Origin of the sequence: Pseudomonas sp. p106 (genome assembly GCF_003936645.1) — a bacterium.
GTDB classification, from domain to species: domain Bacteria; phylum Pseudomonadota; class Gammaproteobacteria; order Pseudomonadales; family Pseudomonadaceae; genus Aquipseudomonas; species Aquipseudomonas putida_E.
In genome coordinates this window covers 20957-46974 of record NZ_RHQR01000030.1, presented here as the reverse complement: position 1 = coordinate 46974, position 26018 = coordinate 20957, and the positions used below count along the sequence as shown (strand labels likewise).

The following is a 26018-nucleotide window of genomic DNA, read 5'->3' as shown; positions in this document are numbered from 1 at the left end:
CAGCAACAGCAACAGCAACAGCAAGAGCAAGAGCAGGGTTAATTGGAGAGGGGCGTGGGTGGTGCACGCCAACAGTTGACCACCTGCCACCCCCCGCGTAGCCTTGCCGCTTCGAGGTTCTTCGGCCAGGCCGAAGCTAAGACGGGAACGCGGTACAAGCCGCGGCTGCCCCCGCAACTGTAAGCACCGGTAACGGATCGACACAGCCACTGCGCCCAAGCGCGGGAAGGCGTCATCCCGCCAGCCCCGTGATCGAAAGGGCCGCAACGGTGCAAGCCAGGAGACCTGCCTCGCAACGTTTTCGACTATCAACCGGGCGGGGTGATCCGGTGGCGAACGAGCCCGGCCGGCCTGGCCGCGGCTTTCGTCCCGCATGCCCGCGCCATCCTGCCAAGGGCAACGCGACATGAAAACACTGGCCAAACTCCCCGTCACCATCGTCACCGGCTTTCTCGGCTCGGGCAAGACCACTTTGCTCCGGCACATGCTCGACAACGCCCAAGGCCGCCGCATCGCAGTCATCGTCAACGAGTTCGGCGAACTCGGCATCGATGGTGAAATCCTCAAGCAGTGCAGCATCGGCTGCACCGAAGAAGAGGCCAGCGGCCGCGTCTACGAACTGGCCAACGGCTGCCTCTGCTGCACCGTGCAAGAAGAATTCTTCCCGGTCATGCGTGAACTGGTGGCGCGCCGTGGCGACCTCGACCACATCCTCATCGAAACCAGCGGCCTCGCACTGCCAAAACCGCTCGTGCAAGCCTTCCAGTGGCCGGAAATCCGCAACGCCTGCACCGTCGACGCGGTTATCACCGTGGTCGACAGCCCAGCTGTCGCCGCCGGTACCTTCGCCGCCTACCCGGACCAGGTCGACGCCCAACGCAAGCTCGACCCCAACCTGGACCATGAGTCGCCGCTGCACGAATTGTTCGCCGATCAACTGGCCAGTGCCGATCTGGTGGTACTGAACAAAGCTGACCTGATCGACGCCGAAGGCCTGGCCAAAGTGCGCGCCGAAGTGGCCGAAGAATTGCCGCCTGCGGTCAAGGTGATCGAGGCCAGCAGCGGCCGCCTGCCGCTGAACGTGCTGCTGGGCGTCGGGGCAGAGTCCGAGGCGCACATCGATGGCCGCCGCACTCACCATGATTCGCATCACGACGGTGAAGGCCACGATGATCACGATCACGATGCCTTCGACTCCATCTCCATCGACCTGCCAGAGGCCGACGAAGCGCTGCTGCTCGATGCCCTGACCCAACTGGTGGTGGAGTTCGGCATCCTCCGTGCCAAGGGCTTCGCGGCCATTCCCGGTAAGCCGATGCGCCTGCTGGTGCAGGGTGTAGGCACCCGTTTCGACAAGCACTTCGACCGCGCCTGGCGTGCCGATGAGCCGCGCATCACCCGCCTGGTGCTGATCGGCCAAGACCTTGATGCCGCGCATCTGCAAGCGCGTCTGCGCCAGGCACTGGGCGCCTGACCCATGCACCTGCTGCGGACCCAGCCCGGCGGCTTCGTGCCGGACGACAGCATCGCCGACCTCGGCCAGACACCCGCCGAGCTGGTGATCCTCTGCAGCGGCGACTCGCATTTGGCGTTGCTCGCCGAAACCGCCGAGCAACTGCCGGACGACTACCCCAGCCTGCGCCTGGTCAACCCCATGCAGGTGCAGAACCATGCCTCCGTCGACCTGTATGTCGACGAGGTGCTGCGCCACGCCAAGGTGATCCTGGTGTCGTTGCACGGTGGCGTCGGCTACTGGCGCTATGGGGTGGAACAACTGGTCGAACTGGCTTCACGCGGCGTGCAATTGATCCTGGTGCCCGGTGACGACCGCCCCGATCCGGAATTGACCGGGCTTGGCACCGTCACTGGAGAGCCAGCCGAGCGCCTTTGGCACTACCTGCGTCAGGGCGGCAAGGCCAACGCCGTCAATCTGTTCAAGTACCTGGCCAGCCAGTGGCTGGGCCGCGATTACAGCTGGGATGCACCGCAACCGTTGCCACGCACCTCGGTGTATCACCCGGGTACTCCCAATGCCACGCTCCAGGACTGGTACGCCCAGTGGCACCCGGAGCACCCGGTAGCGCCGCTACTGTTCTACCGCTCGCACCTGCAGGCAGCCAATACCGCGTTCATCGACGTGTTTTGCCAGCGCCTGCAGGCGGCCGGCCTCAATCCGCTGCCGATCGCCGTTGCCAGCCTCAAGGAAAGCGCCTGCCTGGAACAGGTCGAAAACTGGCTGGACGAAGCGGGCGCCGAGGTCCTGATCAATACCACGGGCTTTGCCATGTCCAGTCCGGAGCGTCCCAGCCTGCGGCCGTTTCGCCGGGACATACCGGTGCTGCAGGCCATCTGTGCGCAAGACAACCAACCCGGTTGGGAAGCCAGCGAGCAAGGCCTGGGCGCTCGCGACCTGGCCATGCACATTGCCTTGCCCGAGCTGGACGGGCGCATCATTACCCGGCCGGTGAGCTTCAAGGACATGGCCTGGCGCAGCGAGCGCAGCCAGTCTGACGTGGTGTGCTATCGCGCCCATCCGGAGCGTATGGATTTTGTCGCCGAGCTGGCCAGGCGCTGGGTGGCGCTGGCGCGCCTGCCCAATGGGCAAAAGCGCATTGCGCTGGTGCTGGCCAACTACCCGACCCGGGACGGGCGCATCGGCAATGGTGTTGGGCTCGATACCCCTGCGGCGGCGCTTAACATTCTCAAGGCGCTGCAGGCTGAAGGCTACCCGCTGGGCGAACTGCCGGACAGCGGCACCCAATTGATTCACCAGTTGCTCGGCGGCGTCACCAACGATCTCGATCACCTCGACCAGCGCCCCTGCGCCCAGAGCCTGAGCCTGGCAGATTACCAGGCCGCTTTCGAGCGCCTGCCCGAAGCCAACCGCAAGGCTGTGCTGGAACGCTGGGGGGCGCCCGAGCAGGACCCGATGTACCGCAGCGGCCGCCTGATGGTGGCCGGGCTGCGCTATGGCATGACGTTCGTCGGCATCCAGCCGGCACGCGGTTACCAGGTCGACCCCAGTGCGGTGTACCACGACCCGGATCTGGTTCCGCCGCATGGCTACCTGGCATTCCATTTCTGGCTGCGCCACGCCTTTGCCGCCGATGCGGTCATCCATGTGGGCAAACATGGCAACCTGGAGTGGCTGCCCGGCAAAGGCGTCGGCCTGTCTGACCAGTGCTGGCCGGATGCGCTACTCGGCCCGCTGCCGAACATCTACCCGTTTATCGTCAACGACCCGGGCGAGGGTGCCCAGGCCAAGCGCCGCACGCAGGCAGTGATCATCGACCACCTGATGCCACCGTTGACCCGAGCCGAAACCTACGGCCCGTTGCGCCATCTTGAACAGCTGGCTGACGAGTTCTACGAAGCGCAGATGCTCGACCCGCGCCGCGCCCGTGAACTGCAGCGCGACATCCTCGAGCTGGTCAAGGCCAACCACATCGACCGCGAGCTGCAGCTAGAAGGGCAACTGGACGACGCCGCCGTGTGGCTGCCACGCCTGGATACCTACCTGTGCGACCTCAAGGAGTCACAGATTCGTGATGGCCTGCACGTATTTGGCCAGTCTCCGCAAGCCCGCCTGCGGATCGACACCTTGCTGGCTTTGCTTCGGGTCGAGCGCGGTGATGGTCGGGGTGGTAACGCCAGTTTGTTGCGCACACTCGCCAAGGCTTTGGTGCTGGGCTTCGACCCATTGGACTGTGACCTGGGGCAAAACTGGGCGGGACCGCGCCCGGCGCTACTGCAGGCCGTAAGCGAAGCACCGTGGCGTACCTTTGGCGACAGCCGGGAACGCCTTGAACTGCTGGCTCTGCAGGTGATCGAGCAAGCTTTGGGCGGCGCTCTGCAATTGCCCGACGAGGCGCAATGGCAGCCGGTACGTCAGGTGGTGCAGGCCTTACAGGAGCAGGTAGCTCCAGACCTGGATGCCTGCGGGCCGGCCGAGATCAATGGCCTTCTCGCAGCATTGGCGGGGCGCTTCGTACCAGCCGGCCCCAGCGGAGCACCCAGCCGCGGTCGCCTGGATGTACTGCCCACGGGCCGCAACTTCTATACGGTGGATGTACGCAACCTGCCCACCACGACTGCCTGGCGCCTGGGTTTCGCCTCAGCGAACCTGGTCCTCGAGCGCCATTTGCAGGACCACGGCGACCATTTGCGCCAGCTTGGCCTTTCGGTGTGGGGCACTGCAACCATGCGCACCGGCGGTGACGATATTGCCCAGGCCATGGCGCTGATGGGCGTGCGCCCGGTATGGGCTACCGGTAGCCAGCGTGTCGACGATTTCGAGATCCTGCCGTTGAGCCTGCTCGATCGCCCACGGGTGGATGTGACCCTGCGTGTCTCGGGCTTTTTCCGCGATGCCTTCGGCAACCTGATCCGCCTGTTCGATGCCGCGGTACAGGCGGTAGCGGCGCTGGACGAACCGGATGACCTCAACCCCCTGGCGGCGCGGGTGCGTGCCGAGCGAGCGGCGCTGCAGGCTGAAGGGGTGGAGGCCGAACAGGCTGCACGCCAGGCCGGTTGGCGGGTATTCGGCGCCAAGCCCGGCGCCTACGGGGCCGGGGTGCAGAATGCAATCGATGGCCGCCTGTGGCATAGCCGGGACGATCTGGCCGAGGTGTACCTCAACCATGGCGGCTACGCTTACGGTGGCAGTGACGAAGGTACCCCGGCGCGTGTTCAGTTCGCCAGGCGGCTGGGCCAGGTCCAGGCGGTGCTGCAGAACCAGGACAATCATGAGCACGACCTGCTCGATTCCAACGACTATTACCAGTTTCAAGGTGGCATGCTGGCGGCGTCCGAAACCTTGAGCGGCGCGGTGGTGGCCAGTTATCACGGCGACCACAGCCAGGTCGATCGGCCGCGTATCCGCACCCTCAAGGAGGAACTGAACAGGGTCATTCGCGCCCGAGCCCTCAACACCAAATGGATCGACGGGGCCAAGCGGCACGGCTACAAGGGGGCCTTCGAACTGGCGGCGACGGTCGACAACCTGTTCGCTTTCGATGCCACCACACACCTGATCGATGACCATCATTATCAGTCGCTGGCCGATGCCTATGTGCTCGACCCGGCGACCCGCGACTTCATGCGTGAGCATAACCCCGAGGCTTTGCGAGACCTCACCGAGCGATTGCTGGAGGCCCAGCAGCGCGGGCTCTGGGAAGCGCCTGGTGAATACCGCGAAGCCCTTGAGGAGCAGTTGCTCGACGGCGAGGAACAAGCTTGAAATGAGTGAACCCGTGCAATTTCCCCTGGCGGCCGTGGTCGGTGCAGACGACCTGAAGCTGGCGCTGTGCCTGACCGCAATCGACCCGAAAATCGGCGGCGTGCTGATCGAGGGCCCGCGTGGCATGGCCAAAAGTACCTTGGCTCGCGGCTTGGCCGACCTGCTCGGTGAGGGGCCGTTCGTCACCCTGCCGCTGGGCGCCAGTGAGGAACGGCTGGTCGGCACGCTCGACCTCGATGCGGCACTGGGGCAGGGCAAGGCGCAATTTTCGCCAGGGGTGCTGGCCCAGGCTGATGGCGGCGTGCTGTACGTCGATGAGGTCAACCTGCTACCCGACACCTTGGTCGATCTTTTGCTCGATGTGGCTGCCAGCGGCACCAACCGTATAGAGCGTGACGGCATTTCCCACCGCCACAGTGCCCGTTTCGTTCTGATTGGCACCATGAACCCCGAAGAAGGCGAGTTGCGTCCGCAACTGCTCGACCGCTTCGGTCTGAATGTGGTGCTCGATGGCTTGCCCGCGCCACAGGCGCGCCAGCAGATCATTCGTCGTCGCTTGGCATTCGACACCGACCCCCTGGCGTTCTGTGAACAGTGGGCCGCTGCTCAGGCACAGTTGCGCGAACGCTGTCATGCGGCGCGTCAGGGGCTGGCAGCGATAGCGCTGGACGATCAGGCCTTGGCCTGGATCACCGAGCGCTGTTTCGCCGCTGGGGTCGACGGCCTGCGTGCAGACCTGGTCTGGCTACGTGCCGCCCGCGCCCATTGTGCCTGGCGCGGTGGCGAGGCGATCGAGGAGCTTGATGTCGATGCGGTCGCGGAATTCGCATTGCGCCATCGACGCCGCGTACCGCCAGAGGTGGCACCACCTTCCACGCCCCCCGAGGCAGGCGGTCGCGATGGGCATAGCCAGGGCGGGCAGGGTGATTGGGGCGCACTGCCTGCGCAGCCTGTGGCCAACGGTGCCCGGCGTGAGGTGCCGAACTGGGCAAAAAAGCCCTGAGCATCCGCCCGCCAGGCACTAATGTGGCGGATGCCTTGCCCCGGGTCGGTAAGCTGAGCGGTGCCAGCCGTGGCCGCGTGCGTGCAGCGGGGAAGGGCCGCGTGGCCTGGCTGTCTACTTTGCTGAAAGGGCGACCACGCGTGCGCCAGGACCTTTGCTGGCAACAGCGCCAAGGCAGTGCTGCCCAGCTGTGGCTGGTGATCGTCGATGCTTCGGCCTCCACCCGCCGGCACCAGGCACTGGCACAGAGTAAAGGGCTGCTGGCAGAGTTGTTTGACCAGGCTTACCGCCAGCGTGCGCGACTAGCCTTGCTGACCGCCAGCGGCGGTGCACCGCAGTGGCAGCGTCATGGCCTGAAAGCCTCGGCGTCACTGCAACCCTGGTTGAACGCATTGGGTGCTGGCGGCGGTACGCCGCTGATCGCAGCCCTGGAGCAGGGCAGACGCTGGCTGCAGGCAAGGCAAAAAGCCCACCCACAGGAGCAGCAGCGCTGCCTGGTATTCACCGATGGACGTCTGCAGCGCTCAAATGATCTGCAGCCGATGCCCTGTGCCACACTATTGGTGGACATGGAAATGGCGCCGGTTCGTCTGGGGCGGGCACGGCAACTTGCCACGCAATTACAAGCACACTATCAGCATATCGAGCAATTCAGGCTAAAAGAGTGATGCACTGCGCGAGGGTGGGGCGACACTTTGTCGCAGTTGTGCAAGTTGCCTGAGTGGCACTGGAAAGTTGCACAAGTGCGTGTAGAACACGCACTTGCACGCAAACTCTGATATTACTTGGGCATCGACCAAGGTTGCAGGGCATAGCCTTTCTGGCACAGTTCGGCGCGCACTTCTTCGATCAGGCTGGCCCACTGGGCCGGGTCGGAATAGATGCGCGAAGACACTTGCTTGCTGCCGATACGGGTGCTGGTCCGGTCGATCACTGCCAGGCTCAGCTCACCAGTACCGTTGGGTGCATCCCAGGCGACGCACTGGAAGGGTTCGAAGGCGTGGTCGGCGATCAGCAGTGCTTCGTTGACACGGAGCGGGGCATTCATGGTTCGGTCTCTCTATGGTCCCAAACATCGAAATTCAAGTCCGCGTAACTGCTATCGCTTCAGGTTGTCGCGATCCGCAGCGCGGGGTTATTTGTACTGATGCTCCAAGTTAGGGGTGAAGTCACACAGTGGTTGTAAATTTTTTTACGACGCACACATTTTTTGTTTCCTGCGCCGCCTGTGACGCCGTTTATTACGAAAAATTCCCGAATGCCCGAAAACCGTCAGAAATGGGCGGACAGACGGTAGTGGGCAGCGTCAAGTTCGTTGCTACTGTTAAATGGGCGCCGCAACTTACTGTTTTCTCGTAAAAAACCATAATCTGGCGCCAAGGAACGGTCATGCACGAAACCGCATCCCTTCGTCGCTTGCTCATCGTCGACCCCTGCGACGATTGCCACCGCCTGTTGCCCGGTCTTGAAAACGCCGGTTGGGATGTTCACAGCTGTAGCCTTGACCTGGCGCTGGAGCACCGTTGCGATATTGGCCTGCTGCGCTTGCAGGATTCGCATTTGCGACACCCGGATGCAGTCAAGGACATGATCAAGCGCAGCAACACCGAATGGATCGCGGTGCTCAACGCCGAACAACTGCGAATTCAGAATGTGGGTGACTTCGTTTGCGAGTGGTTCTTCGACTTCCATACCTTGCCGTTCGATGTGTCTCGGGTTCTGGTGACCTTGGGGCGCGCGTTTGGCATGGCCCGCTTGCGGGGCAAGGGCACCGTGCCGATCGATGGCCTCAAGGACGAGCTGCTCGGCGACAGCCGGCCGATTCTCGAGTTGCGCAAACTGCTGGGCAAGCTGGCCCCAACCGAATCACCCGTGCTGATACGCGGGGAAAGCGGTACAGGCAAGGAACTGGTCGCTCGCACCCTGCATCGGCAGTCGCAGCGCTGCGAAATGCCGTTTATCGCCATCAATTGCGGTGCGATACCCGAGCACCTGATCCAGTCGGAGCTGTTCGGGCATGAGAAGGGCGCTTTTACTGGCGCCCACCAGCGCAAGGTCGGCCGTATCGAAGCAGCCCATGGCGGCACCTTGTTCCTCGACGAAATTGGCGACCTGCCGTTGGAACTACAGGCTAACCTGCTGCGGTTTTTGCAGGAAAAGCACATCGAGCGGGTAGGTGGAAACCAGCCGATACCGGTCGATGTGCGGGTGCTGGCGGCGACGCACGTGGACCTGGAGCGTGCCATCGAACAAGGCCGCTTTCGCGAAGACCTGTACTACCGGCTCAATGTCTTGCAGGTAGTGACAGCGCCTCTGCGAGACCGGCATGGTGACCTGTCGATGCTGGCCAACCATTTTTCCCATTTCTACAGCCTGGAAACAGGCCGCAGGCCGCGCACATTCAGTGACCACGCTTTGGCTGCAATGGGCCGCCATAATTGGCCGGGCAATGTGCGCGAGCTGGCCAACCGGGTGCGTCGGGGGCTGGTGCTGGCAGAAGGGCGACAGATCGAGGCTCAAGACCTTGGCCTGCATGTACTGGAACAGGAAGATCTGCCGTTGGGTACCCTGGAAGACTACAAGCATCGGGCAGAACGTCAGGCCTTGTGTGATGTGCTCAACAGGCACAGCAACAACCTGAGCTTTGCCGCAAAGGTGCTCGGAATATCACGGCCTACGTTCTATCGGCTATTGCACAAGCACCAGATTCGCTGAATTTTTTTGTAGCGGCGCCTACCTTGGGAGCCGCCTCCCACAGAGAGCCGATCAGCTCGACTGAGCGATATGCCCGTCCGAACCCTCTTCGGCCGTCTCCTCTTCGCCTGGCAGTGCCGTGATCACACTGAAATCGCTGACTTCGACTTCCCCTGCGCCATACCCCAGCAGGTGGAACGAAAACGCCTTGCGCTGCGTCGGGTTGTCGAAGCCGAACTCCATCTCCAGCGGCTCGGCGGCAGTCACACGAATTTCGTCAGGCAGCCCCAATGGCACATCCTGCTCCAGTTCCTTGGCCTTGAGTTGAATATAGGCGGCATGCTGTGGATCGAGTGCGCGTACCTTGACCCGTACTCGTGTGCGTGACCCCCCAGGCATCTCCAGGTACTGGGCGCCAATCAGGTTATCGGCCCAGTCATCGCGAATTCGCGCTTGCAACTGGATGGGCGAGGGGCCGCCGAACTGATAGCGCAGGTTGAGCGGCGTCTGCAGCAAGGACTGATCCAGCACGCCGGCCAGGGCGCCGAGTTGAGCACCGAGTCGGCTGTCACCAGCGCCGAGGTACTTGGCCTTTTCGGCAATGAAGCCCTCGCTGGCATAGCGGCGGCAGCGCTGCTGGAAGTCGCATTCGGTGAATACACCCCGGCCATCGTGGTAGCGCAACATGCCGTTGGTGTAGGAAATCATCTCGCGACCCGTATCGTAATCGCGGTAAAGCGAGCGGCCGCCCAAGGCGGCAGGTATTGGCAGGGCGAAATAATCGAGCAAGGACGTTGCCAGATCGATATGGCCATAGGTGCCATGTTTGATATGGGGTAGCTGCGCCTGCTCCGGGGCCAAGGTCAGGTTGAAGCCCCAGGAGGAGGCAAGGCGCACGCCGTCGATACCGTGGGACTCGTCGGAGGTTATTACGACCAGCGTATCTTTAAGCACGCCTTGGCGTTCGAGGTTGTCGAGAAATGCACCGATTGCGTCATCCAGATAAGCCACCGCAGCCTGCTTGGCTGTGTCATGCCGCTCCAGGTATTGAGCGGGCGCCGAGTATGGCTGGTGGGTACCCACGGTCAGCAGGGTAAGCATCCAGGGGCGGTCTTGTTGCCTGAGCTGGCCCACGTAGTCTAGCGCGCCCTCGAAGAACGCGCGGTCATCCTTGCCCCAGGGGAATTGCAGGTAGTTCTCGTTGCTGAACCATTCCAGGCCGTGCACCGAGTCGAAACCGATGTGCGGCATGATGCGGTCCTTGGCCATGAAGCGCAGGCCAGCGCCTTGCAGGTAATGCGTGGTGAAGCCGGCCTGGCGCAGCTGGGCTGGCAGGCAAGCCTGGTTGCGCTGATGCTGGGTGAGCAGTTCCATACCTTTTGGCGTACCGTTGGCCAGCTTGTCGTAATCACCGCAAAGCATCGCATACAGGCCACGAATGGTCTGGTGGGTATGCAATACGTAGTCTGGCGTGTTCATCCCACGCTCTGCCCAGCGGCTGAGGTTGGGCATCAGGTTTTCATCAAAACGGCTGTGCAGGGCCTGACGGTTGGGCCGCACGTAGGCGCCGGGGATGCCTTCGAGGGTGATCACCAGCAGGTTGCGGGCACGCCCGCTTGGCAACTTCTGGCCGTTCAGGTCTGACTGGGTCAGGCCGGCAGTGGGAAGGGGGGTGATCGGTTGCGTTTGCCCGGCCCAGCTCAGTGCCTTGTGCTGCAGCGTACCGACGCCGACGGAAAGGAGCTGATGGGGAAGGTTGTACTGGCGCCACTGATCGGCGTCGGACGGCGCCAGATGCTGAGCGCCCCAGTGCAAACCAAACAACGTCAACGGTATGGCCAGCGCCTTGGGGCCCAGCGGTGCGTCAGGCGTTGTGCGGCTGCGCCAGGCAGAGCGCGCCCAAACCAGCAAGCCAGCGCCCATGACCCACGGCAGCCAGGCATGGGCAAGCCCGCCGTCGGTGGAGTTTTCCATGAACTGTGTATCGAACAGGTAACTCAGGTCGGCACTGGTAGGCAGCCGGCCCACTGCACTGACCAGCTCTGCCGAAGCGACCCACAATGCAGCCCACGCCAGCAGCACGGGCGTGGCCAGCCACCAGGGCCTGCGGTACAACAGCAGCACCAGCAGGCTGCCCAAGGCAAGGTCCGAAAGATAGCCAAGCGGGTTGGACCAACCCAGCAGGGTGCGCGCAGCCAGGGGTATCACTATTACCAGGGTCGCAAGGGCTACGAGCCGGGTATGCGGATGGCCGTGCGGGTTTTTCACGAAAACTTTCCTTGATTGCCGTTAAAACGTCACAAATGTATGGGCAATCATAGCAGGGTGGGGTCATGAAAGCGGCTGACTTAAGGGTTGGTTACCAAAAGCCGGGCCCGCCGGGAGCCCGGTTACAGTGACGTCAGAAGTAGTAAGGGAACTTCAGGCTGAAGGAAAAGTCAGGGGCATCATCGGTCAGGCCGATGGCAAGGTTCGGGACGATGGTCAGGTTGTTGGAGGCCGCGAAGGTCATGCCGATGTTGAAGTTCGCCGCGTTGTAGTCGCTGTTGGTGATTGACTGCCAGTCACCGCCGTCGGGTTTGATCTTGCTCTTGCTCGAGAACTGATCGGTGACCGAGAACGACATGCTCATTTTCTCGTTCAAGGCAAACGCAATACCGCCGCCGATCTGCCAAGAGTCTCCCAGTTTCACGTCACCAGGCACCTTGGTGTTGACCGTGGGGCTGATGTCGCTGAACGAGTCCTCCATGTTGTAGGTGTAGGACAGGCTGGCGAACAGCACGGCCGGGTCGAAGGTCTTGACCAGCGAGATGCCGGGCGTGATCGCCCAGACACCGTTGCCGGTCGGCAGGTCCTCAGGGACAGCCAGGTTGTCATTACCGGCGACCGGGATGAGTTTGATGCCATAGGGGTCGTCGCCGGTGGGCGCCTTGATGCGTAATGTGGCGACTGCGTCGGGCCAGTTCTCCGACTCATCCAGGAACTTGTAGGCCACGCCGACGTTGATATCACCGAGGGCGGGGTCGCGGGTAACGGTACCATCGGAGCTGACACCGGCAGCACCCCCCGCACCGCCGGAAGAGTAGGTCGATTCGCGGTAGACAATGGGAACGTTTATGTCGAACTGCCAGCGCTGATCGACGTTGTAGCGTGCCGTCAGGTCCAGCGTCCAGTTGTCTGCCTTGATGCGGTCGATGTTGATGTTGCCGAGGAAGATCGAATCGAGGGCGAGGAAGCCGTTAAGGGTCAAGGCGCGCGTGTCGTAGTGGGTGTAGGTCAGCCCGGTTTCGACACTGAACTTGCCGCCGCCGAAGAAACCGCTGGCTTCGTCGTACAGGTTGGACACACTTTGCGCAGGTTCCGAATCATCCTGCAGCGATTGGCCATAGGAACTGCCGGTGGTCCCGGGAGCGCCCGATGCCACGGTTTGCCCACCCTTGACGCCTTCGGCGGGGGACCTTGTCAGGCGTTTGGGCGCTGGCGCTCGCGGCGCCTCCTCCACCTGGCGCAGGCGTTGTTCCAGTACCATCAGTGCGTTCTGTTGGGCTTCATAGCGCTCTTTGAGCGCCATCAGTTCCTGTTTGAGAGTTTCGACCTGTGGGTCGGTTGCCGCCTGTAGCAGAGTGGCCGGGGCCAAGGTTGTCAAACAAACGATAACTCTGAACGTCAACAAACGGTGCATGGGTTAGCCGTCCCTTCTGACTACATACGATGAGACTGAGCGTAGATCAGTATCCGAGATTGCGAAGGCCTTTGAGCTGATCAAGGTTTGGGGCCATCGATCCGGCTGTGGGCGCGTCACGCAGCACCACATTGAGCGACGTCAGGTTGCTGACGCGGTTGCTGGTGCCGAGCAGGGTAGTGTTCTGCATAAGGCCACCCTGGCCCAGGCGCTGCACGGTGTTGCCCTGGTTGTTGCTGGCGATGATGTTCAGCTGCACGCCGCGGCCACTGGAGGTAACGCTCAGCGAGCCTGCGCCATTGGCGCCGACCAGCGTGGTACCTGCGGCCAGGGCCTGGCCTTGGGGTTGTGTCGCTGACGCTTCGTTGGCCTTGGTGACATTGATGTCGACATCGTTATGGGCGGTGTTGTAATCGCCGGCAGCACGCACGACCTGGGTTACGCCTTCAGTGCTGTTCAGGCCACCGCCGCCGGTGACGGTACCGGTGCCGGCGCTGCCCGATTGCGGCCTGCCTGTACCTTTTTCATTGATCATCGACACATAGAACTGCGGCTTGATGGTCGACTGCTGGATCTGCATCGCGGAGGTTGCACCAATCACTTCACCGTTGGCGTTCTGCCAGGTACTGGTCATGACGATGCCAAAGCTGACGATGCGCCCAGGCATAACGTAGCGCCCGCGCAGGTTGGCCAGTTCCTGATCCTTCAGCTCGATCGGTTTGAACGTTTCTGCCTGTGTCGGAAGGCTGGCGGCCAGGCAAATGGCGGCCAGCCAGATTGAAGTCTTCATGGGATGCTCCCGGAGCGTCTTGCCCATTGTCATTAGAAGAAATCGCTTTGGATGAAGCCGAAGTCCATCAGCTCGGCGTCCTGCACCGGGGTGAAGTTGCTGACACGGTTCTTGGCGCTCAGCGGCAGCGGCGGATCGAGCAGGATATTGTTCTTGTCGTACCCTTGGCCGATGACGGCGAAGATGATGCCGTTCCAGCCTTTGACGAAGTCATCGATCTTGAAGCGCTTGTGCCCTAGTACCGGGTCGCCGACGTATACCCAGCCTTTATCGACTTTCTGCATCACCACGAAGTGCTTGTAGCCGCGGATGTCCAGCAGCACGACTACCGGTATGCGGATACTGTGCAAGGTGTCCGGGGCTACCCGGTAGCCGCGGGCACGCATGCCCAGGCTTTCCACGTAGCGCTTCATGTCGAGCATCGAGAAGCCTTGGGTGCGGACCAGATCCTGGTCAGCGTGTGCCAGCATCCCCTCGATCACGTGTTGTTCGTCGACGTCAAGCCAGTAGGCCTGGCGCAGGATGGTTGCCAGAGATGCGGCGCCGCAACTGAAGTCGGTTTTCTGCTGTACCAAGTCAGCGAACTTGCGCTCGCGGATGCTCTGGATGGGTTTGTAGATCACCGCGCCACCCGGTAGCACAGACAATGGCATCTGGGCTGCTTCGCTGACACCGGCCATGCTCAGCAACACTGCCAAGGCGATCATGCGCATGTTCGACGCCCCCTGCTTTTTCTTGTTAGAAAGAGGCCCCCCGAAGGGGGCCTCCAGGCCGCAGTTGTTACATCGAGGTGTTGGAGATGGCCAGCGAGTTGCTTTGCTGGTTGCCCACACCTGCTGCCACGTTGACGCCCAGGTTGCCGCTGCCACCATTGACCGAACCACTCAGGGTCGCGGTGTTGGTCACAGGGTTGGCCCAGCCGGTCGGGGTCAGCACTTGGAACGACACGGTGTTGCTCAGCGCAAACTCGCTAGACTCGCTGAAGCTCTTCGAGATGCTGTCCGAAGATTCCGACGCTTTTTCGCCAGCTTTCTCGTAGGCCGAAGCGCTCGCTTTTTCCCATGCCGAATCGTGTGCCTTCTCGTAGGCGGTATCGCGAGACTTGTCATAGGACGAGTCACGGGTACGGTCATACGAAGAGTCATACGCCTTGTCGAAGGACGAGTTGTAGGACTTGTCGAACGACGAGTTGCTGGCCGAGTCATGCGACTTGTCCACCGAGGCGTCAAGCGATGCGTTGAGCGATGCATCGAAGTCGGAGCTGCGAGAACGCTCGAAGCGACCAAACGTTTCGGAGGAAGAGGCGCTGCCCTCAATGCTGGCATCGAGCGAGGCGTTCAGCGAAGCGCTAGACGAAGAGCTGTGGTCCCGGCTGGCCGAACCACTGGCATCCCAACCGCTGGAGCCGCTGGCAGCCATGCTGTTGGTGCCACTGGCGCTGCTGCTGTTGGAGCCGCTGGCGCTCATGCTGCTAGAGCCGCTGGCGCTGCTGCTCTTCGAACCGCTGGCGCTGCTGCTGTTGGAGCCAGCCACGCTGAAGCTCGAGCTGGAGCTCTTGTCGACGCTCGCATCGAACGAGCCGCTACGCGAGGACGACCCGCTCTTGCTGGTGGTGAAGGTCAACGTATCGACGGTATAGGTACGGTCGGCGCGGTTGTTGACTTCCAGGCCAGGGCCATTCTGATCGGCCGAAGCGGTGGCGGTCGAGTTACCGATACCGGCACTGTTGTTGGCAATGGCCATGGTATTTTTCTGCTGGTTCAGGTCGCCGCCAGCCACGTTGATACCAATGTTGCCGCTGCTGCCATCGGCCGAGCCGCTCATGACCGCGGAGCTTTGGGTCGACCAGTTGTTGACGGTGTTATTGTTGCTGCGCTGGACAACATCGGCGGTTGCGGTGGCTGTGCCGAAGACGAAGCTGTTGTCGATGTCGGCATTGTCGGACGACGTGTTGGCGATGGCCGCGGCGTTGTCCTGCTGGTTGCCGTTACCGGCTGCCACGTTGACGCCCACGTTGCCACTTGCGCCAGTACCGGAGCTGCTCATCTCGGCTTCGTTGATGGTGCCTTCGTTGCGGATGCTGTTGTTAGTGCTCCTCTGAATGTCGGTCGCTTCAGCAGTGGCACTGGTGTACACGGCTTTTGCCGGTGGTGTGTAGTTGTGGTTGTGGCCGTTGCCACGTCTGTCGTTCTGATCCGCTTGTGCAGCAACAGCCATGACCGCAGCAATTGCGAAAACCAGAGGCTTGATTGCCATCGAGGGTTTCATGGTGTTTCTCCGTCTTTTTAGGTTAAGTGTTGTTCTCACCTGTTTGGGTCAGTTCGCGACCCGTACGCTCAGGGTGTTTGCCGTCTGGTTGCCCACCCCGGCGCTCTGATTCAGCTGGATGACCCCGCGACTACCGGTGAATGCCTGGTCACCGGTAGTGACCTGGCGATAGCCGGGTGAGGTATCAGTTGGATCGGAGCTGTTGATCAGCGCCACGTTCTGCTGCAACAGGACGCTGTCATCGATGCTTTGCGGTTGTGTACTGATGCTGATGCGCAGGGCATTGGCCTGCTGGGTGCTGGCGCCTGCGCTCTGGTTGACGCCAAGAGCGCCGCTGCCATGGCTGAAGGCGTCGCCCTGAATGCTGGCGGTGGCTCCCATGTTGGGGTCGACGATCGACTGCTGGCGTTGGCGAATCTGCGTGGTTGCATCTGCCCCGTGGCCCATCGCAAAAGCCCGGGCATTGGCCTGTTGCTGCCGGTCGCCGGCGGCCTGGTTTACGCTGAAGTTGCCTTGGTATTGCGCGCCGGAGCTGTCGATGGTGGCATGGTTGAGCACAGGAACGGGGGATTGGGCGAGGGCCGATGCACTGAACAACACGGCCATGATAGACAGCGTCTGCCTCATCTCATTTGCCTCCGGTAAGGATCTGCAGAGGGGCGAGGCCACGCTGAACACTTGAGTTGACCATGTTGGAAATACCGTTGCCCGAGCCTGTGCCACGGCCTGCTGCCAGGTTCGGTAGCTGGTTCTGGTTGCTGATGTTGCCGCCCAAGTTGTCGGTCTGCTGGGTGATCAGCGAAGAGATTCCCGTGCCACTGGTGATGTTGGCGAAGTCGCCATCGCTCAATTCGTTGCTCTGTTTGAGCACGTATGCGGATGGGTTGGCGTTGGCGGTAGTGGGGTTGGGGTCAGGCGCCAGTGGCGCACGTATCGCCATCCGAGGTTGTACATCGCGGGTGATGACGATGATGCCGTTGTCGGCCTGGACCGGCAGCGCCATGCCTGCCCCCAGTACGCAACCGACAAGCAGGAGGCGGGTAATGCCTTTATCCAGTGTGCTCACGACGGCGATTCCTTCTTCGAGCGCTGGCCTAGTTCAGCGTTGCGAGGAGGAGAGCAGGAGGCGTGCCGCTTTTGGAAAAGGCTTTGAATTCAGTGGTTTGCAGAATCTAGCTGGGAGCGGCTGGAAGTTGTTGTATCAGCGCTGAGACAGATTTGCCGCCGCTCGCCGTTTTGCCCGCTATGCACGTTGCCCGCAGCGCTCTTTTCAACAATGTCTCACCTGCTTGACACTCCCCCCGCAATTGGTGGGGAAGTGCGCAAATACGGGGGTCAACGCCCAGCGTGGTGTATCACCGGTTTAACACTCGGTGGGGCAGTGTGGCGCTGAGCCCAGCAGCAGCTGTTGCACGGCACGTAATGCTGAGGCGCTACGCTGGGGCCAGTGGCCATCAATGATTTGCAGCCTTTGCCGATGGCGTTGCAGCCATTGCAGGCTGTCATCGAAGAATGCCTGGCGGTCAGCCAGGTCGGGCTGGCTGCGCTGGCCATCGGCAACCCAGTCAACCCCTTGCGGACTGAGCAGCAGATGCAGGTCGTAGTGGCGTGCAAGCAAGGCCTGTTCAAGCCAGGGTGGGCAAGCCTGGAACAGCGCTTGGCTCCAGAGCATATTGCTGAGCAGGTGGGTATCGAGGATCAGCAACGGCGGCGCCATCTCCCGGGCCTGGTCTTCCCAGGCCAACTGGCCGCGGGCGATGGGGGTGATATCGGCGTAGCAGGTGTCGCGGCAGTGCTGGTCGATGAAATGCCGCACGTACTCGCTGACCACCACACCGCCAAAGTGCGCCTGGATTTCGCCGCTAAGCCAGCTTTTGCCGCTGGACTCCGGGCCACACAGTACCAGGACCTTCATGGTTGCACCTTGCTTGGCTGCAACGCCGGATCACGGCCCCATTCCAGCCAGCCACGCACGGCGATGAGGGTCAGCACGGCGAAGAAGCCTGCCGTGAAATACAGTTGCTGGTGCAGGTACTGTCCGACATAGGCCACGTCGACCACCAACCAAAGTGGCCAGCACTGCAGGCGCTTTTGCGCCATCCACAGCTGCGCGACCAAGCTGAAGCCAGTCAGCGTAGCGTCCATCCAGGGCAGAGCGGCGTCGGTCCAGTGGGCCATGGCTGCGCCAAGGGCAACGCTGAGCACCAGGCCCGCTGCCAGCCCGGTGAACACAGCCTTCACGGGCAGGCGCGACACTGCGCGTGCGTCCTCTACCCGGTCTGGTCGTTTCCATTGCCACCAGCCGTACAACTGCAAACCGGCGTAGGCCAGTTGCAGCAGCATCCCTGAGTACAGCTTCACCTCAAAGAACAGCCAGCCATAAATGAGCACCATCACCAGGCCGATAGGCCAGCACCAGGCGTTCTGTTTGACGGTGAGCCAGACGGCAGTGACGCCAAGCACGGCGGCGATGAGTTCGAGGCCGGACATCGGCGATCCTTGGAGAGGGTAAGGGGCGCGATTGTAGCGTGTGGGCGCAGGAAGGAGTAGAAGGCCAGCACCACGTGCTGGCGCATGCCAGTGGGAACCGACGGGCCGGCTCCCACGAGTGTCCTCATACCCGGAACTGGCGCAGCAGTTGCTCCAACTCTTCGCTCAGGCGCCCCAGCGCCACGCCGGCATCACTGGACTGGCGCGCTGCATCGGCGGTCTGTTGCGACAACCCGGCGGTGTCCAGCACATTACGATTGATCTCCTCAACCACATGCGACTGCTGCAAGGTCGCGCTGGCAATGGTGGCATTGAGCACGGTGAGGTTGTGCAGCGCCTGGCTGATGGCGTCCAGGCTGGAGCCAGCCTCCCGGGCTTGCTCGACTGTCTGGCGCGAAGCTTCGCTGCTGGTGTCGATGGCCTTGACCGCGGCGTCCGATTGACCTTGCAGGTGCTCGATCATGGTGTGTATCTCTGCCGTCGATTGCGCGCTGCGCTGGGCCAGCAGCCGCACCTCATCAGCCACCACCGCGAAGCCACGGCCCTGCTCGCCGGCGCGGGCCGCTTCGATGGCCGCATTGAGGGCCAGCAGGTTGGTCTGTTCGGCGATCGAGCGTATCACCTCCAGCACCCCGCCGATCTTCGTGCTGTGCCCGGCGAGGTCACGGATCACTTGTACCGCCTGCTCGATAGTTGCCGAAAGCCGGTCGATCTGCTGCAGGCTGCCATGGATCGCTTGCTGCCCGTGCTCCACCTGCTGCTGCGCTGCGCGCATTTCGCCTGCAGCCTGCTCCGCGGTCTTGGCCACGTCCTGCACCGCGTAGGTCACCTCGTTGACCGCTGTTGCCACCTGGTCCATCTGCATCGATTGCTGTGCGCTGCGTTTTTGCGCGGCACCGGCATTGTCACCGACATGCCCGGCGGACTGCGCCAACGAGTGCGCCGCGCCCTGCAGTTGGCCGACCACACGCTGCAGCTTGCCGTTGAAACGGTTGAAGTGCTCGCCCAAGTGGGTGATTTCGTCACGGCCATGGGTATCCAGGCGTCGGGTCAGGTCGCTTTCGCCGCTGGCGATGTTGCCCATCGCCTGTACCGCTTCCTGCAACGGGCGCGCGATGCTGCGGGCGATGAGCATGACCACCAGAGCCATCAGCAGGGCGATACCCAGGCCCACCAGCGAGGCATGGCGCAACTGGCGGGCGAATTCAGCCTGCACATCATCGATGTACACGCCAGAGCCGATGATCCAGCCCCATGGCTTGAACAGCTGAATATAAGAAGTCTTGGCCACCGGTTCGCTGGCACCAGGCTTGGGCCAGCGGTAATTGACCGGGCCTGCGCCCTGGCTGCGGGCGAGGGCAGCCATTTCGTTGAATACGGCGAAACCGTCAGGATCGCGAATGGCGGAGAGGTCCTGGCCGTCGAGCTTGGGGTTGGCCGGGTGCATGACCATTTTCGGCGCCAGGTCGTTGATCCAGAAGTAGTCGTTCTGGTCGTAGCGCAGCGCACGTACCACCTGCAGGGCCTGTTGCTGGGCCGCATCGCGGCTGAGCGTGCCTGCGGCCTCCAGGCCTTGGTAATACGCCAGCACGCCCGCAGCGGTCTGCACCACATGGCGGGTTTTTTCCGCCTTGGCCTGGTACAGGTCGCCATGGATCTGACGCAGCATCAGCAGGCCGAGCATCACCAGCATTGCCACTGCAACCAGCAGTATCAGCCACAAACGGCGGCTGATCGACATTGACCTCAAGGTCTTCATGAACGGCACTCCCGCATTGTTCTTTTTATGAAGGTGCATCCAAGCATGCTTTGGCGCTTGGCCAAACCCGACTAATGGCTAAGTGCTAGTTAATGGCTGTGATGCCGCATGCCGGGCAAGCCTTTGCAAAGCCGCTCTGCTAGGATTTCGGCCGCGCGAGATGAAACCTTTAGGCCACGTGAACTTTTCTACTGGCACGGGTCCCAACTGACGCTGTAAAAAGGCCGCGCCGCATGCGGCAATCACAAGCAAATCAAGAACAAGGGGCCTGCAAGCAGCAGCGCTCCAACCGGGGGAATGATGGATTTTTGGACTGCCTTTCAGGCAATCATCTTGGGCGTGGTCGAAGGACTGACAGAATTTTTGCCGATCTCCAGTACCGGTCACCAGATCATCGTTGCTGACCTGATCGGCTTTGGTGGCGAACGGGCCATGGCCTTCAACATCATCATTCAGTTGGCGGCCATCCTGGCGGTGGTATGGGAGTTTCGGCGCAAGATCCTCGATGTGGTGTTCGGGCTGAAAAGCCAGCCGGCGGCGCGGCGTTTCACCGCCAACCTGCTGCTGGCGTTCATGCCGGCGGTGGTGCTGGGTGTGCTGTTCGCCGACCTGATCCATGAATATCTGTTCAACCCGATCACCGTGGCGACGGCGCTGGTGATCGGCGGTGTGATCATGCTCTGGGCCGAGCGCCGCACCCACAGCGTGGCGGTCGACCACGTCGATGACATGCGCTGGTCGCATGCCTTGAAGATCGGGTTCGTGCAGTGTCTGGCGATGATCCCGGGCACCTCGCGCTCCGGCTCGACCATCATCGGCGGCCTGCTGTTCGGCCTGTCGCGCAAGGCAGCCACCGAGTTCTCGTTTTTCCTGGCAATGCCGACCATGGTCGGTGCGGCCGTGTACTCGGGTTACAAATACCGTGACCTGTTCCAGCCGAGCGATCTGCCAGTGTTCGCGATTGGCTTCGTGACTTCGTTCATCTTCGCCATGATCGCAGTGCGCGGCCTGCTCAAGTTCATCGCCAACCACAGTTATGCGGCCTTCGCCTGGTATCGCATAGCTTTCGGTTTGCTGATCCTGGCCACCTGGCAGTTCGGCTGGGTCGACTGGTCGACGGCGCACGGCTGATATGGCTCGGACACAAACGGCAGAACGGCGTGCTGCGCGCAAGGCAGAGGGCGTACGCAATGTACGCCTCAAGCTGCTGATGCTTGGGGTGCTGTGCCTGCTGCCGCTGGCGGGCGCGGCGCAGATGGCCTGGAGCGGGCAGTCATGGTTGCCGTTGGCGATTTACCCTGCTGTAAGCCTGGTTACAGTTCTGCTGTATTGGCAGGACAAGCAGCAGGCCCGTACCCAGGCCTGGCGCACGCCAGAGAAGGTGCTGCATGCCAGTGAGCTGCTGGGTGGCTGGCCAGGTGCGCTGATCGCCCAGCAGCTTTACCGGCACAAGACACGCAAGGCCTCTTACCAGATAGTGTTCTGGGCGATTGTATTGCTGCATCAAGTGTTCTGGGTTGATCACCTGTTTCTGGGTGGGCATGTACTGTCTCTGAGGTGATGGCCTCTTACTGCCTTTCGCGGGCCCTCACATCAGCAGGCCCACCTGCAAGCGCTTCGCCAGCCGCCGCACCACCAACTGGTGCGAGCGCTGCAGCAGGTCACACAATTCTTCCCGGCCCATGGGGTAGGGCGGCGCCATGCTGATCCACCGCGCCCGTGCCAGATACGGTGCCGGGCGCACGCCTGGCCTGTCGCAGTAGCCCAGAAACAGCTCATCGGCCACCTTGAACGACAAGCCAGCCCCCGCCAGATCGAGTACTGCGAACATCTTGTTACCGGCCACCGAAAATACCCGGATACCGCCCCACTTGTAGTCTTCTCGTGCGCCGGGCAGCGCCAGGCAGAACGCCGCCACCTGTTCCTCGGTCATGGTCTGTCTAGACATAGCGGTCTCCACACGCTTCGAATGATGCTGCCAGATGATCGATCCACACCCGTACAGCAGGCAGCAAACCTCGCCGATGCGGGTAAACCGCTTGCAGATAGCCCCCCGGTAGCGACCAGTCCGGCAGCAGCCGCACCAGTTCCCCGCGTTCGAGTTCATGCTCGCAGAACATGCTCGGCAACGCAGTAAATCCCAGCCCGGCACGTACGGCGGCATTGCGCACCACAAAATCATCGATGGCCAACCGTGGCTCCAGGGCGATTTCCTGTTGGCGACCATTGGGCCCCAGCAGGCGCAAATGCACCAGCCTGTCTGCTTCAGCAGCGCCCAGTACCGGTAAGGAGGCCAGCTCGGACGGCTCACGGACATGATCGGCAAAGCCCGGAGCGGCCACCAGTTGCATCTGCGCCTGACGCAGCCGGCGCGTGACCAGCGCCGGGTCTTCGTCGCCCAGCTCTCGCACGCGCAGGGCAACGTCGATGCCTTCGGAAATCAGGTCGACACGGCGATTGAGCAACACCATGTCCAGTTGCACCTGGGGGTACAGCTCCAGAAATCGGCTGATGACGTCCGGCAGGAACGCATGGGCCAACGCTACCGGGCAGGACACCCGCAAGCGCCCCCGCGGCTCGCTGCTCATGCTGGCCACCGCCTCGTCAGCGGCCTCGGCTTCCAGCAGCATGGCCTGGCAATGGTGCAGATAGCGTTCACCCACCGCGGTGAGCTTCAGTTGGCGCGTGGTGCGCTGCAGCAACCGCGTGCCCAACCGCTCTTCCAGTTCGGCGATGCGCCGCGACAGACGCGATTTGGGGATGCCCAGCTGGCGCCCGGCGGCGGCGAAGCCACCGGCTTCGACTACGCGAACGAAGTAGAAGAGATAGCTTTTTTTGTGGGGATTACCAAGGTCAAATCCAGCGTAACTGACTGACATAAATAGAGAAATCACCTAAATCCATTTTGACCATGGGCAAAATGAGGCTCCTCGGCCTCAGCCTGCCGCTAATGGCCCAGCATCGTCAGAAATCAGCATAGCCACCATCCTGTTGCAGGAAGAAAATCATGAACACATACACCTTCAGAGCCGAATGCCTAGGCGACGTTTTCGCTTTCCTAGGGGCACTGACCCTCAAACACCGCATCGAATGCTGCACCCTTCAGCCTGATCAGTGCTTTCCAGATGTCGAGGTGTCGCTCCGCACCGATGGCACGTTCAAGCAGTTGCAGGCCTTGGTTGACTCGATCGATGACGCTCACATCATTGCTGAGTCGCTGGAACGCATTGAGTAGAGCTTCGTCAGGCCATTTCTCTTTATTATAGGAACACTTTTTCTGGCTGATTTGATTGTATATGCAATGAGAGCGGCTAATTTCGTTGATTAGACCCTAGTGACCTGTAAGTTGCTGCGTCCCCACGCGCCCTCTAAATCTGGCTGGTGAACGGAATGGATGCATGGCGATTTTCACATTGAATGGGCATCACTTTTTCAAAGCATATAAAAATCTAAAATTTACTCATAAAGAAATATTTTTATTAATGTCACGAGCTTCTGTAGTCGCGTTTTTCATCAAGTCTTCTAGATTTTGTTCTTTATGTTTCGACTCAGCCAGAGCCATCAACGTGACAGGGCTGACTCCTAGCTTGTCGCATAGCGCACGTACCATGTCGACGGTTGGGGTCTGCTTAGCCTTTTCAATGTTACGGATATAACGATCGGTTGCTATGGGTTGGAACGCCTCTTGGGTGAGCCCTCTATGCAGTCGCAGGGAGCGGAAAACGCTTCCAAAAGCTTCGTTGTAGTCCATTCGTGATCGCCCAAAAGCGAGTATTCAACACGTTGCGTTCGCGAACGAACAGGAACTATAATTCCTGTTCCTGCTTTTTTCGCGTTTCCGTGCCGTTTTTGGTGCTCCAACCTACGCCAGGTGATGGCCCAGCGATGGCTCCGGTCGCTGATGCATCATTCTGATCATCGATAAGGTAGCTAATAATATGTTCGAAACTAACGACCAAGCCCGTTTGCAGCCCAGCATCTATTTCGTACCTGAGGAGGGCACCCACCGATGGGCCTACATTTCTCAGACATCGAACCATGAATGGTTCTACGTCACCTACGAAACTACCGATGATGAGGAGGTCGTCAGCTTCCAGCAGCTCATGGTTCCGATCGCACCCTATCTCTTGGGGCTAGCGACCAGAGATGCCCCGGATGCGTTCATCCGAAGTATCCAGCTGGTTTCTCCGCCGTGGATGAACGGAAGTGACTCTTGGCTTATGGAGGATCTGAAGGAGATCCGGTCAGTCGGTCCCAAATACTTGTATGAGCTGAGTGACGGAAAAATTTATCCGAAAGAGTTCGCGAATGCTTCGGCCAAGACGCTCTGGTCTAAAGCGGAGCACTGATATGTATAGGCTATTGGAGGTTGGGTTGGTGTCTCGGCACGCTAGCCTTTTCAGAAAGCAGGGCCATCAGGAAGAAGCTCTTACCTTCGAGTGCATGAATGGATGGTTTGACCTCATTGCCTCCAATCTACAGCTCGTGGAGCGCTACGCCGAGCTGCAACGACTGGAGATAGAGGTCGTTGACGTTAAGGAAAAATTCGGGCTGCTACGTATCTATCAGCACGGGGGCGACGAAGTGATAGATCGAGCGCTCGATATCGCAGAGCTGGTCTCTGGCTGTGTTTGTGAGATTTGCGGTAGCCTGGGCAGTGTTAGTGAGCGCCAAGGGTGGCTTCGCACGCGCTGTCACTTGCATCAAGACCAAGATGCGGCGGATCACCTTGCCGGTAGTAAACAAGGCTACATCGACAGCTATGCCAAGACCGTAGCGTTGCTGCTTTGGTTCTTTAAGGAGCATTCCATCGGCTGGGTGAACCAAGAGTGCCTGGGGCTTGGTGGTCGCCGCCCCTTTGAGCTTCTGGCATCGAGTGAGGGATGTGAGGAGATCTATGTGTTCATCAGAAGGTTCGGTGGCGGGGTAGGGGTGTGAAGCTCAAATCTCTAAATCGATCTCACATCGTCATGGCGAACGAACAGGGGCTTGAAGGGCGTCTGCGCAGACTGCTCGATGATGATTTTCAAAAGGGTGCGGTTGATTTCAAGCTCGTGCGTAGCATGGTCTCATCCCCTAGATTGATGTCCTACAGTGTGCAGTGCTTTGGCCATCCAGGCTTGGCTGTTGCTGGTGAATCCTATCTGAGTACGCACACAATGATTGGGGATGGGAGTCAGAAGACGTACGCATTGTCTTTGGAAGACTGGCTTGGCATCCGCAGCGTGGTAGAAAAAGTAGAAAGCTGTCAGCCCTTCGACTCGGCTGTTATGAATATCCAGGTTTGGCCCTATCCCCCTTCTGATCTGGATGATTTCGCGATGGCCGTTGCAGTAGCTCTCAGTTTTACGCCATCCGAATTGATGGCCGAGTCGAGAATATCCTTGGCTGTAGACGAGTTGATGGCGAATTGGGGCTATTGCGTCGATGAGTTCTAGAAAATCCTGCGGCGACCACCATTGCCAGCTTCAGCGACCTGCGTCTACGTTGTTTTAGAGGTAGGGTGGGTCTGACTGGCCAAAAAAACCAGCCCTAGCGCGGGTGGAATGCGGCTCCTGGCGCATTTGTCTTCATAGTCCCCCGCTGTGCCTGACTAATCACGTTATCCGTGCTGATTTTTCTGATGGCCCTAGCGTACTGGGGGTTCACCAGTTCTCCGTATCTGCTCAGTAGGGCGTCTAAGCGGTTGGCTCGTTCATTTGCGGTTGGGATGGACGAACTGAAGAGAATGGTGAGGGTTTCTTCCAGGTGCTCGACTTGGTCAAAGGACCGTAATTTGTCAGCAATTGTCCAGGACGTTTTCCGGCAAGCATCAAGCATTCCTTGAGGGGTCTCGTCGCCGCTCGCTTCAGCGGATGCCACCCAAAAATACTGCTGATGCAGCTCCAGCAATAGCATGTACACAGCGTGCCGCACTGCATTTTTTTCTTTGCGATGCTCATTGGCTCGCTGGATGATCGCAGCAATGATTGCCCCTACGAGAGCGGCTAAAATTCCTCCGATGAAACCGAGCATTCCGTCAGTCATTTTCGTTCCCTCACAGATCAGACTTCCCGGCAGCAATCATAACGGGAGGGGCTCCTCTGCGGTATC

The 26018-nt window shown here is 60.8% G+C and carries 26 protein-coding genes and 1 riboswitch; of the genes, 11 read left to right on the top strand and 15 right to left on the bottom strand.

Annotated features, from left to right (window positions below; genetic code table 11):
• Positions 1-97 precede the first annotated feature (97 nt).
• Positions 98-308: riboswitch (cobalamin riboswitch) on the top strand.
• Between the two features lie 98 nt (positions 309-406).
• The 4 genes from cobW (at position 407) to EGJ09_RS25245 (ending at position 6910) form a co-directional block, all read left to right on the top strand.
• Entirely contained in the window at positions 407-1474 is a 1068-nt protein-coding gene (cobW, locus tag EGJ09_RS25260; RefSeq protein WP_046786111.1) for a cobalamin biosynthesis protein CobW, read from the top strand.
• Between the two features lie 3 nt (positions 1475-1477).
• Entirely contained in the window at positions 1478-5239 is a 3762-nt protein-coding gene (gene cobN / locus EGJ09_RS25255) for a cobaltochelatase subunit CobN (RefSeq protein WP_125925081.1), read from the top strand.
• 1 nt (position 5240) lies between these two features.
• The gene (locus EGJ09_RS25250; RefSeq protein WP_125925080.1) at positions 5241-6242 is read left to right on the top strand and encodes an ATP-binding protein; all 1002 of its coding nucleotides are present in this window, start codon (positions 5241-5243) and stop codon (positions 6240-6242) included.
• A 77-nt stretch (positions 6243-6319) separates the two neighbouring features.
• Positions 6320-6910: a VWA domain-containing protein gene (locus EGJ09_RS25245; protein WP_125925084.1), complete on the top strand. Its 591-nt coding sequence runs from the start codon at positions 6320-6322 to the stop codon at positions 6908-6910.
• A gap of 113 nt (positions 6911-7023) precedes the next feature.
• Here EGJ09_RS25245 and EGJ09_RS25240 read toward each other — a convergent pair whose 3' ends face one another.
• Positions 7024-7290 (bottom strand): hypothetical protein, encoded by a 267-nt coding sequence (locus tag EGJ09_RS25240; RefSeq protein WP_012314620.1) that lies wholly within the window; start codon positions 7288-7290, stop codon positions 7024-7026.
• A gap of 341 nt (positions 7291-7631) precedes the next feature.
• Here EGJ09_RS25240 and EGJ09_RS25235 point away from each other — a divergent pair, with 341 nt between their 5' ends.
• Positions 7632-8957 (top strand): sigma-54 dependent transcriptional regulator, encoded by a 1326-nt coding sequence (locus EGJ09_RS25235; protein WP_125925079.1) that lies wholly within the window; start codon positions 7632-7634, stop codon positions 8955-8957.
• A gap of 51 nt (positions 8958-9008) precedes the next feature.
• On the opposite strand, the gene EGJ09_RS25230 is transcribed toward EGJ09_RS25235, so the two are convergent.
• The 10 genes from EGJ09_RS25230 to EGJ09_RS25185 form a co-directional block, all read right to left on the bottom strand.
• The gene (locus tag EGJ09_RS25230) at positions 9009-11204 is read right to left on the bottom strand and encodes an LTA synthase family protein (RefSeq protein WP_125925078.1); all 2196 of its coding nucleotides are present in this window, start codon (positions 11202-11204) and stop codon (positions 9009-9011) included.
• Positions 11205-11337: 133 nt separating this feature from the next.
• Positions 11338-12618 carry a transporter gene (locus tag EGJ09_RS25225; protein ID WP_125925077.1) on the bottom strand — a complete coding sequence of 427 codons (1281 nt, stop codon included), beginning with the start codon at positions 12616-12618 and terminating at the stop codon, positions 11338-11340.
• Between the two features lie 46 nt (positions 12619-12664).
• Positions 12665-13408 carry a hypothetical protein gene (locus tag EGJ09_RS25220; protein ID WP_125925076.1) on the bottom strand — a complete coding sequence of 248 codons (744 nt, stop codon included), beginning with the start codon at positions 13406-13408 and terminating at the stop codon, positions 12665-12667.
• A 32-nt stretch (positions 13409-13440) separates the two neighbouring features.
• Positions 13441-14121, bottom strand: coding sequence for a C39 family peptidase (locus EGJ09_RS25215; protein ID WP_115274704.1), 681 nt, complete (start codon positions 14119-14121; stop codon positions 13441-13443).
• A 67-nt stretch (positions 14122-14188) separates the two neighbouring features.
• Positions 14189-15676 (bottom strand): heme utilization protein, encoded by a 1488-nt coding sequence (locus EGJ09_RS25210; protein WP_125925075.1) that lies wholly within the window; start codon positions 15674-15676, stop codon positions 14189-14191.
• A 48-nt stretch (positions 15677-15724) separates the two neighbouring features.
• On the bottom strand, positions 15725-16303 hold the full coding sequence (locus tag EGJ09_RS25205; RefSeq protein ID WP_115274706.1) for an adhesin: 579 nt from the start codon (positions 16301-16303) through the stop codon (positions 15725-15727).
• A 1-nt stretch (position 16304) separates the two neighbouring features.
• Positions 16305-16742 carry a hypothetical protein gene (locus EGJ09_RS25200; RefSeq protein WP_115274707.1) on the bottom strand — a complete coding sequence of 146 codons (438 nt, stop codon included), beginning with the start codon at positions 16740-16742 and terminating at the stop codon, positions 16305-16307.
• 297 nt (positions 16743-17039) lie between these two features.
• Positions 17040-17591 carry an AAA family ATPase gene (locus EGJ09_RS25195; RefSeq protein WP_125925074.1) on the bottom strand — a complete coding sequence of 184 codons (552 nt, stop codon included), beginning with the start codon at positions 17589-17591 and terminating at the stop codon, positions 17040-17042.
• Positions 17588-18166: a nicotinamide riboside transporter PnuC gene (gene pnuC, locus EGJ09_RS25190; RefSeq protein WP_125925073.1), complete on the bottom strand. Its 579-nt coding sequence runs from the start codon at positions 18164-18166 to the stop codon at positions 17588-17590. Before pnuC ends, EGJ09_RS25195 begins: the two co-directional genes overlap by 4 nt.
• 124 nt (positions 18167-18290) lie before the next feature.
• Positions 18291-19925: a methyl-accepting chemotaxis protein gene (locus EGJ09_RS25185; protein ID WP_125925072.1), complete on the bottom strand. Its 1635-nt coding sequence runs from the start codon at positions 19923-19925 to the stop codon at positions 18291-18293.
• Between the two features lie 300 nt (positions 19926-20225).
• On the opposite strand from EGJ09_RS25185, the gene EGJ09_RS25180 reads away from it, so the two are divergent.
• Positions 20226-21056: an undecaprenyl-diphosphate phosphatase gene (locus EGJ09_RS25180; protein ID WP_012314606.1), complete on the top strand. Its 831-nt coding sequence runs from the start codon at positions 20226-20228 to the stop codon at positions 21054-21056.
• A gap of 1 nt (position 21057) precedes the next feature.
• Positions 21058-21486: a DUF1294 domain-containing protein gene (locus EGJ09_RS25175; protein ID WP_125925071.1), complete on the top strand. Its 429-nt coding sequence runs from the start codon at positions 21058-21060 to the stop codon at positions 21484-21486.
• Between the two features lie 27 nt (positions 21487-21513).
• Here the strand turns inward: EGJ09_RS25175 and EGJ09_RS25170 are convergent, their stop codons facing one another.
• The gene (locus tag EGJ09_RS25170) at positions 21514-21858 is read right to left on the bottom strand and encodes an MmcQ/YjbR family DNA-binding protein (RefSeq protein ID WP_371316860.1); all 345 of its coding nucleotides are present in this window, start codon (positions 21856-21858) and stop codon (positions 21514-21516) included.
• A 7-nt stretch (positions 21859-21865) separates the two neighbouring features.
• Positions 21866-22804, bottom strand: a complete 939-nt coding sequence (locus EGJ09_RS25165) for a LysR substrate-binding domain-containing protein (RefSeq protein WP_125925069.1) — start codon at positions 22802-22804, stop codon at positions 21866-21868.
• 128 nt (positions 22805-22932) lie between these two features.
• On the opposite strand from EGJ09_RS25165, the gene EGJ09_RS25160 reads away from it, so the two are divergent.
• The gene (locus tag EGJ09_RS25160) at positions 22933-23160 is read left to right on the top strand and encodes a hypothetical protein (RefSeq protein ID WP_014861405.1); all 228 of its coding nucleotides are present in this window, start codon (positions 22933-22935) and stop codon (positions 23158-23160) included.
• Positions 23161-23385: 225 nt separating this feature from the next.
• Here EGJ09_RS25160 and EGJ09_RS25155 read toward each other — a convergent pair whose 3' ends face one another.
• The gene (locus EGJ09_RS25155; RefSeq protein ID WP_256658463.1) at positions 23386-23676 is read right to left on the bottom strand and encodes a helix-turn-helix domain-containing protein; all 291 of its coding nucleotides are present in this window, start codon (positions 23674-23676) and stop codon (positions 23386-23388) included.
• 187 nt (positions 23677-23863) lie between these two features.
• On the opposite strand from EGJ09_RS25155, the gene EGJ09_RS25150 reads away from it, so the two are divergent.
• The 3 genes from EGJ09_RS25150 to EGJ09_RS25140 are packed head-to-tail and all read left to right on the top strand — an operon-like array spanning position 23864 to position 25363.
• Positions 23864-24274: a hypothetical protein gene (locus EGJ09_RS25150; protein WP_125925067.1), complete on the top strand. Its 411-nt coding sequence runs from the start codon at positions 23864-23866 to the stop codon at positions 24272-24274.
• Position 24275: 1 nt separating this feature from the next.
• Positions 24276-24863 carry a hypothetical protein gene (locus EGJ09_RS25145; RefSeq protein ID WP_125925066.1) on the top strand — a complete coding sequence of 196 codons (588 nt, stop codon included), beginning with the start codon at positions 24276-24278 and terminating at the stop codon, positions 24861-24863.
• Positions 24860-25363, top strand: coding sequence for a hypothetical protein (locus EGJ09_RS25140; protein WP_125925065.1), 504 nt, complete (start codon positions 24860-24862; stop codon positions 25361-25363). The genes EGJ09_RS25145 and EGJ09_RS25140 overlap by 4 nt, the downstream gene beginning before the upstream one ends.
• 94 nt (positions 25364-25457) lie before the next feature.
• Here the strand turns inward: EGJ09_RS25140 and EGJ09_RS25135 are convergent, their stop codons facing one another.
• Entirely contained in the window at positions 25458-25952 is a 495-nt protein-coding gene (locus EGJ09_RS25135) for a hypothetical protein (protein WP_125925064.1), read from the bottom strand.
• Positions 25953-26018 lie beyond the last annotated feature (66 nt).

Coding starts and splice junctions, on each gene's coding strand:
- cobW (WP_046786111.1), top strand. CDS start 407: ATGAAAACACTGGCCAAACTCCCCGTCACCATCGTCACCGGCTTTCTC.
- cobN (WP_125925081.1), top strand. CDS start 1,478: ATGCACCTGCTGCGGACCCAGCCCGGCGGCTTCGTGCCGGACGACAGC.
- EGJ09_RS25250 (WP_125925080.1), top strand. CDS start 5,241: ATGAGTGAACCCGTGCAATTTCCCCTGGCGGCCGTGGTCGGTGCAGAC.
- EGJ09_RS25240 (WP_012314620.1), bottom strand. CDS start 7,290: ATGAATGCCCCGCTCCGTGTCAACGAAGCACTGCTGATCGCCGACCAC.
- EGJ09_RS25235 (WP_125925079.1), top strand. CDS start 7,632: ATGCACGAAACCGCATCCCTTCGTCGCTTGCTCATCGTCGACCCCTGC.
- EGJ09_RS25225 (WP_125925077.1), bottom strand. CDS start 12,618: ATGCACCGTTTGTTGACGTTCAGAGTTATCGTTTGTTTGACAACCTTG.
- EGJ09_RS25220 (WP_125925076.1), bottom strand. CDS start 13,408: ATGAAGACTTCAATCTGGCTGGCCGCCATTTGCCTGGCCGCCAGCCTT.
- EGJ09_RS25215 (WP_115274704.1), bottom strand. CDS start 14,121: ATGCGCATGATCGCCTTGGCAGTGTTGCTGAGCATGGCCGGTGTCAGC.
- EGJ09_RS25210 (WP_125925075.1), bottom strand. CDS start 15,676: ATGAAACCCTCGATGGCAATCAAGCCTCTGGTTTTCGCAATTGCTGCG.
- EGJ09_RS25205 (WP_115274706.1), bottom strand. CDS start 16,303: ATGAGGCAGACGCTGTCTATCATGGCCGTGTTGTTCAGTGCATCGGCC.
- EGJ09_RS25195 (WP_125925074.1), bottom strand. CDS start 17,591: ATGAAGGTCCTGGTACTGTGTGGCCCGGAGTCCAGCGGCAAAAGCTGG.
- pnuC (WP_125925073.1), bottom strand. CDS start 18,166: ATGTCCGGCCTCGAACTCATCGCCGCCGTGCTTGGCGTCACTGCCGTC.
- EGJ09_RS25185 (WP_125925072.1), bottom strand. CDS start 19,925: ATGAAGACCTTGAGGTCAATGTCGATCAGCCGCCGTTTGTGGCTGATA.
- EGJ09_RS25180 (WP_012314606.1), top strand. CDS start 20,226: ATGGATTTTTGGACTGCCTTTCAGGCAATCATCTTGGGCGTGGTCGAA.
- EGJ09_RS25175 (WP_125925071.1), top strand. CDS start 21,058: ATGGCTCGGACACAAACGGCAGAACGGCGTGCTGCGCGCAAGGCAGAG.
- EGJ09_RS25170 (WP_371316860.1), bottom strand. CDS start 21,858: ATGACCGAGGAACAGGTGGCGGCGTTCTGCCTGGCGCTGCCCGGCGCA.
- EGJ09_RS25165 (WP_125925069.1), bottom strand. CDS start 22,804: ATGTCAGTCAGTTACGCTGGATTTGACCTTGGTAATCCCCACAAAAAA.
- EGJ09_RS25160 (WP_014861405.1), top strand. CDS start 22,933: ATGAACACATACACCTTCAGAGCCGAATGCCTAGGCGACGTTTTCGCT.
- EGJ09_RS25155 (WP_256658463.1), bottom strand. CDS start 23,676: ATGGACTACAACGAAGCTTTTGGAAGCGTTTTCCGCTCCCTGCGACTG.
- EGJ09_RS25150 (WP_125925067.1), top strand. CDS start 23,864: ATGTTCGAAACTAACGACCAAGCCCGTTTGCAGCCCAGCATCTATTTC.
- EGJ09_RS25145 (WP_125925066.1), top strand. CDS start 24,276: ATGTATAGGCTATTGGAGGTTGGGTTGGTGTCTCGGCACGCTAGCCTT.
- EGJ09_RS25135 (WP_125925064.1), bottom strand. CDS start 25,952: ATGACTGACGGAATGCTCGGTTTCATCGGAGGAATTTTAGCCGCTCTC.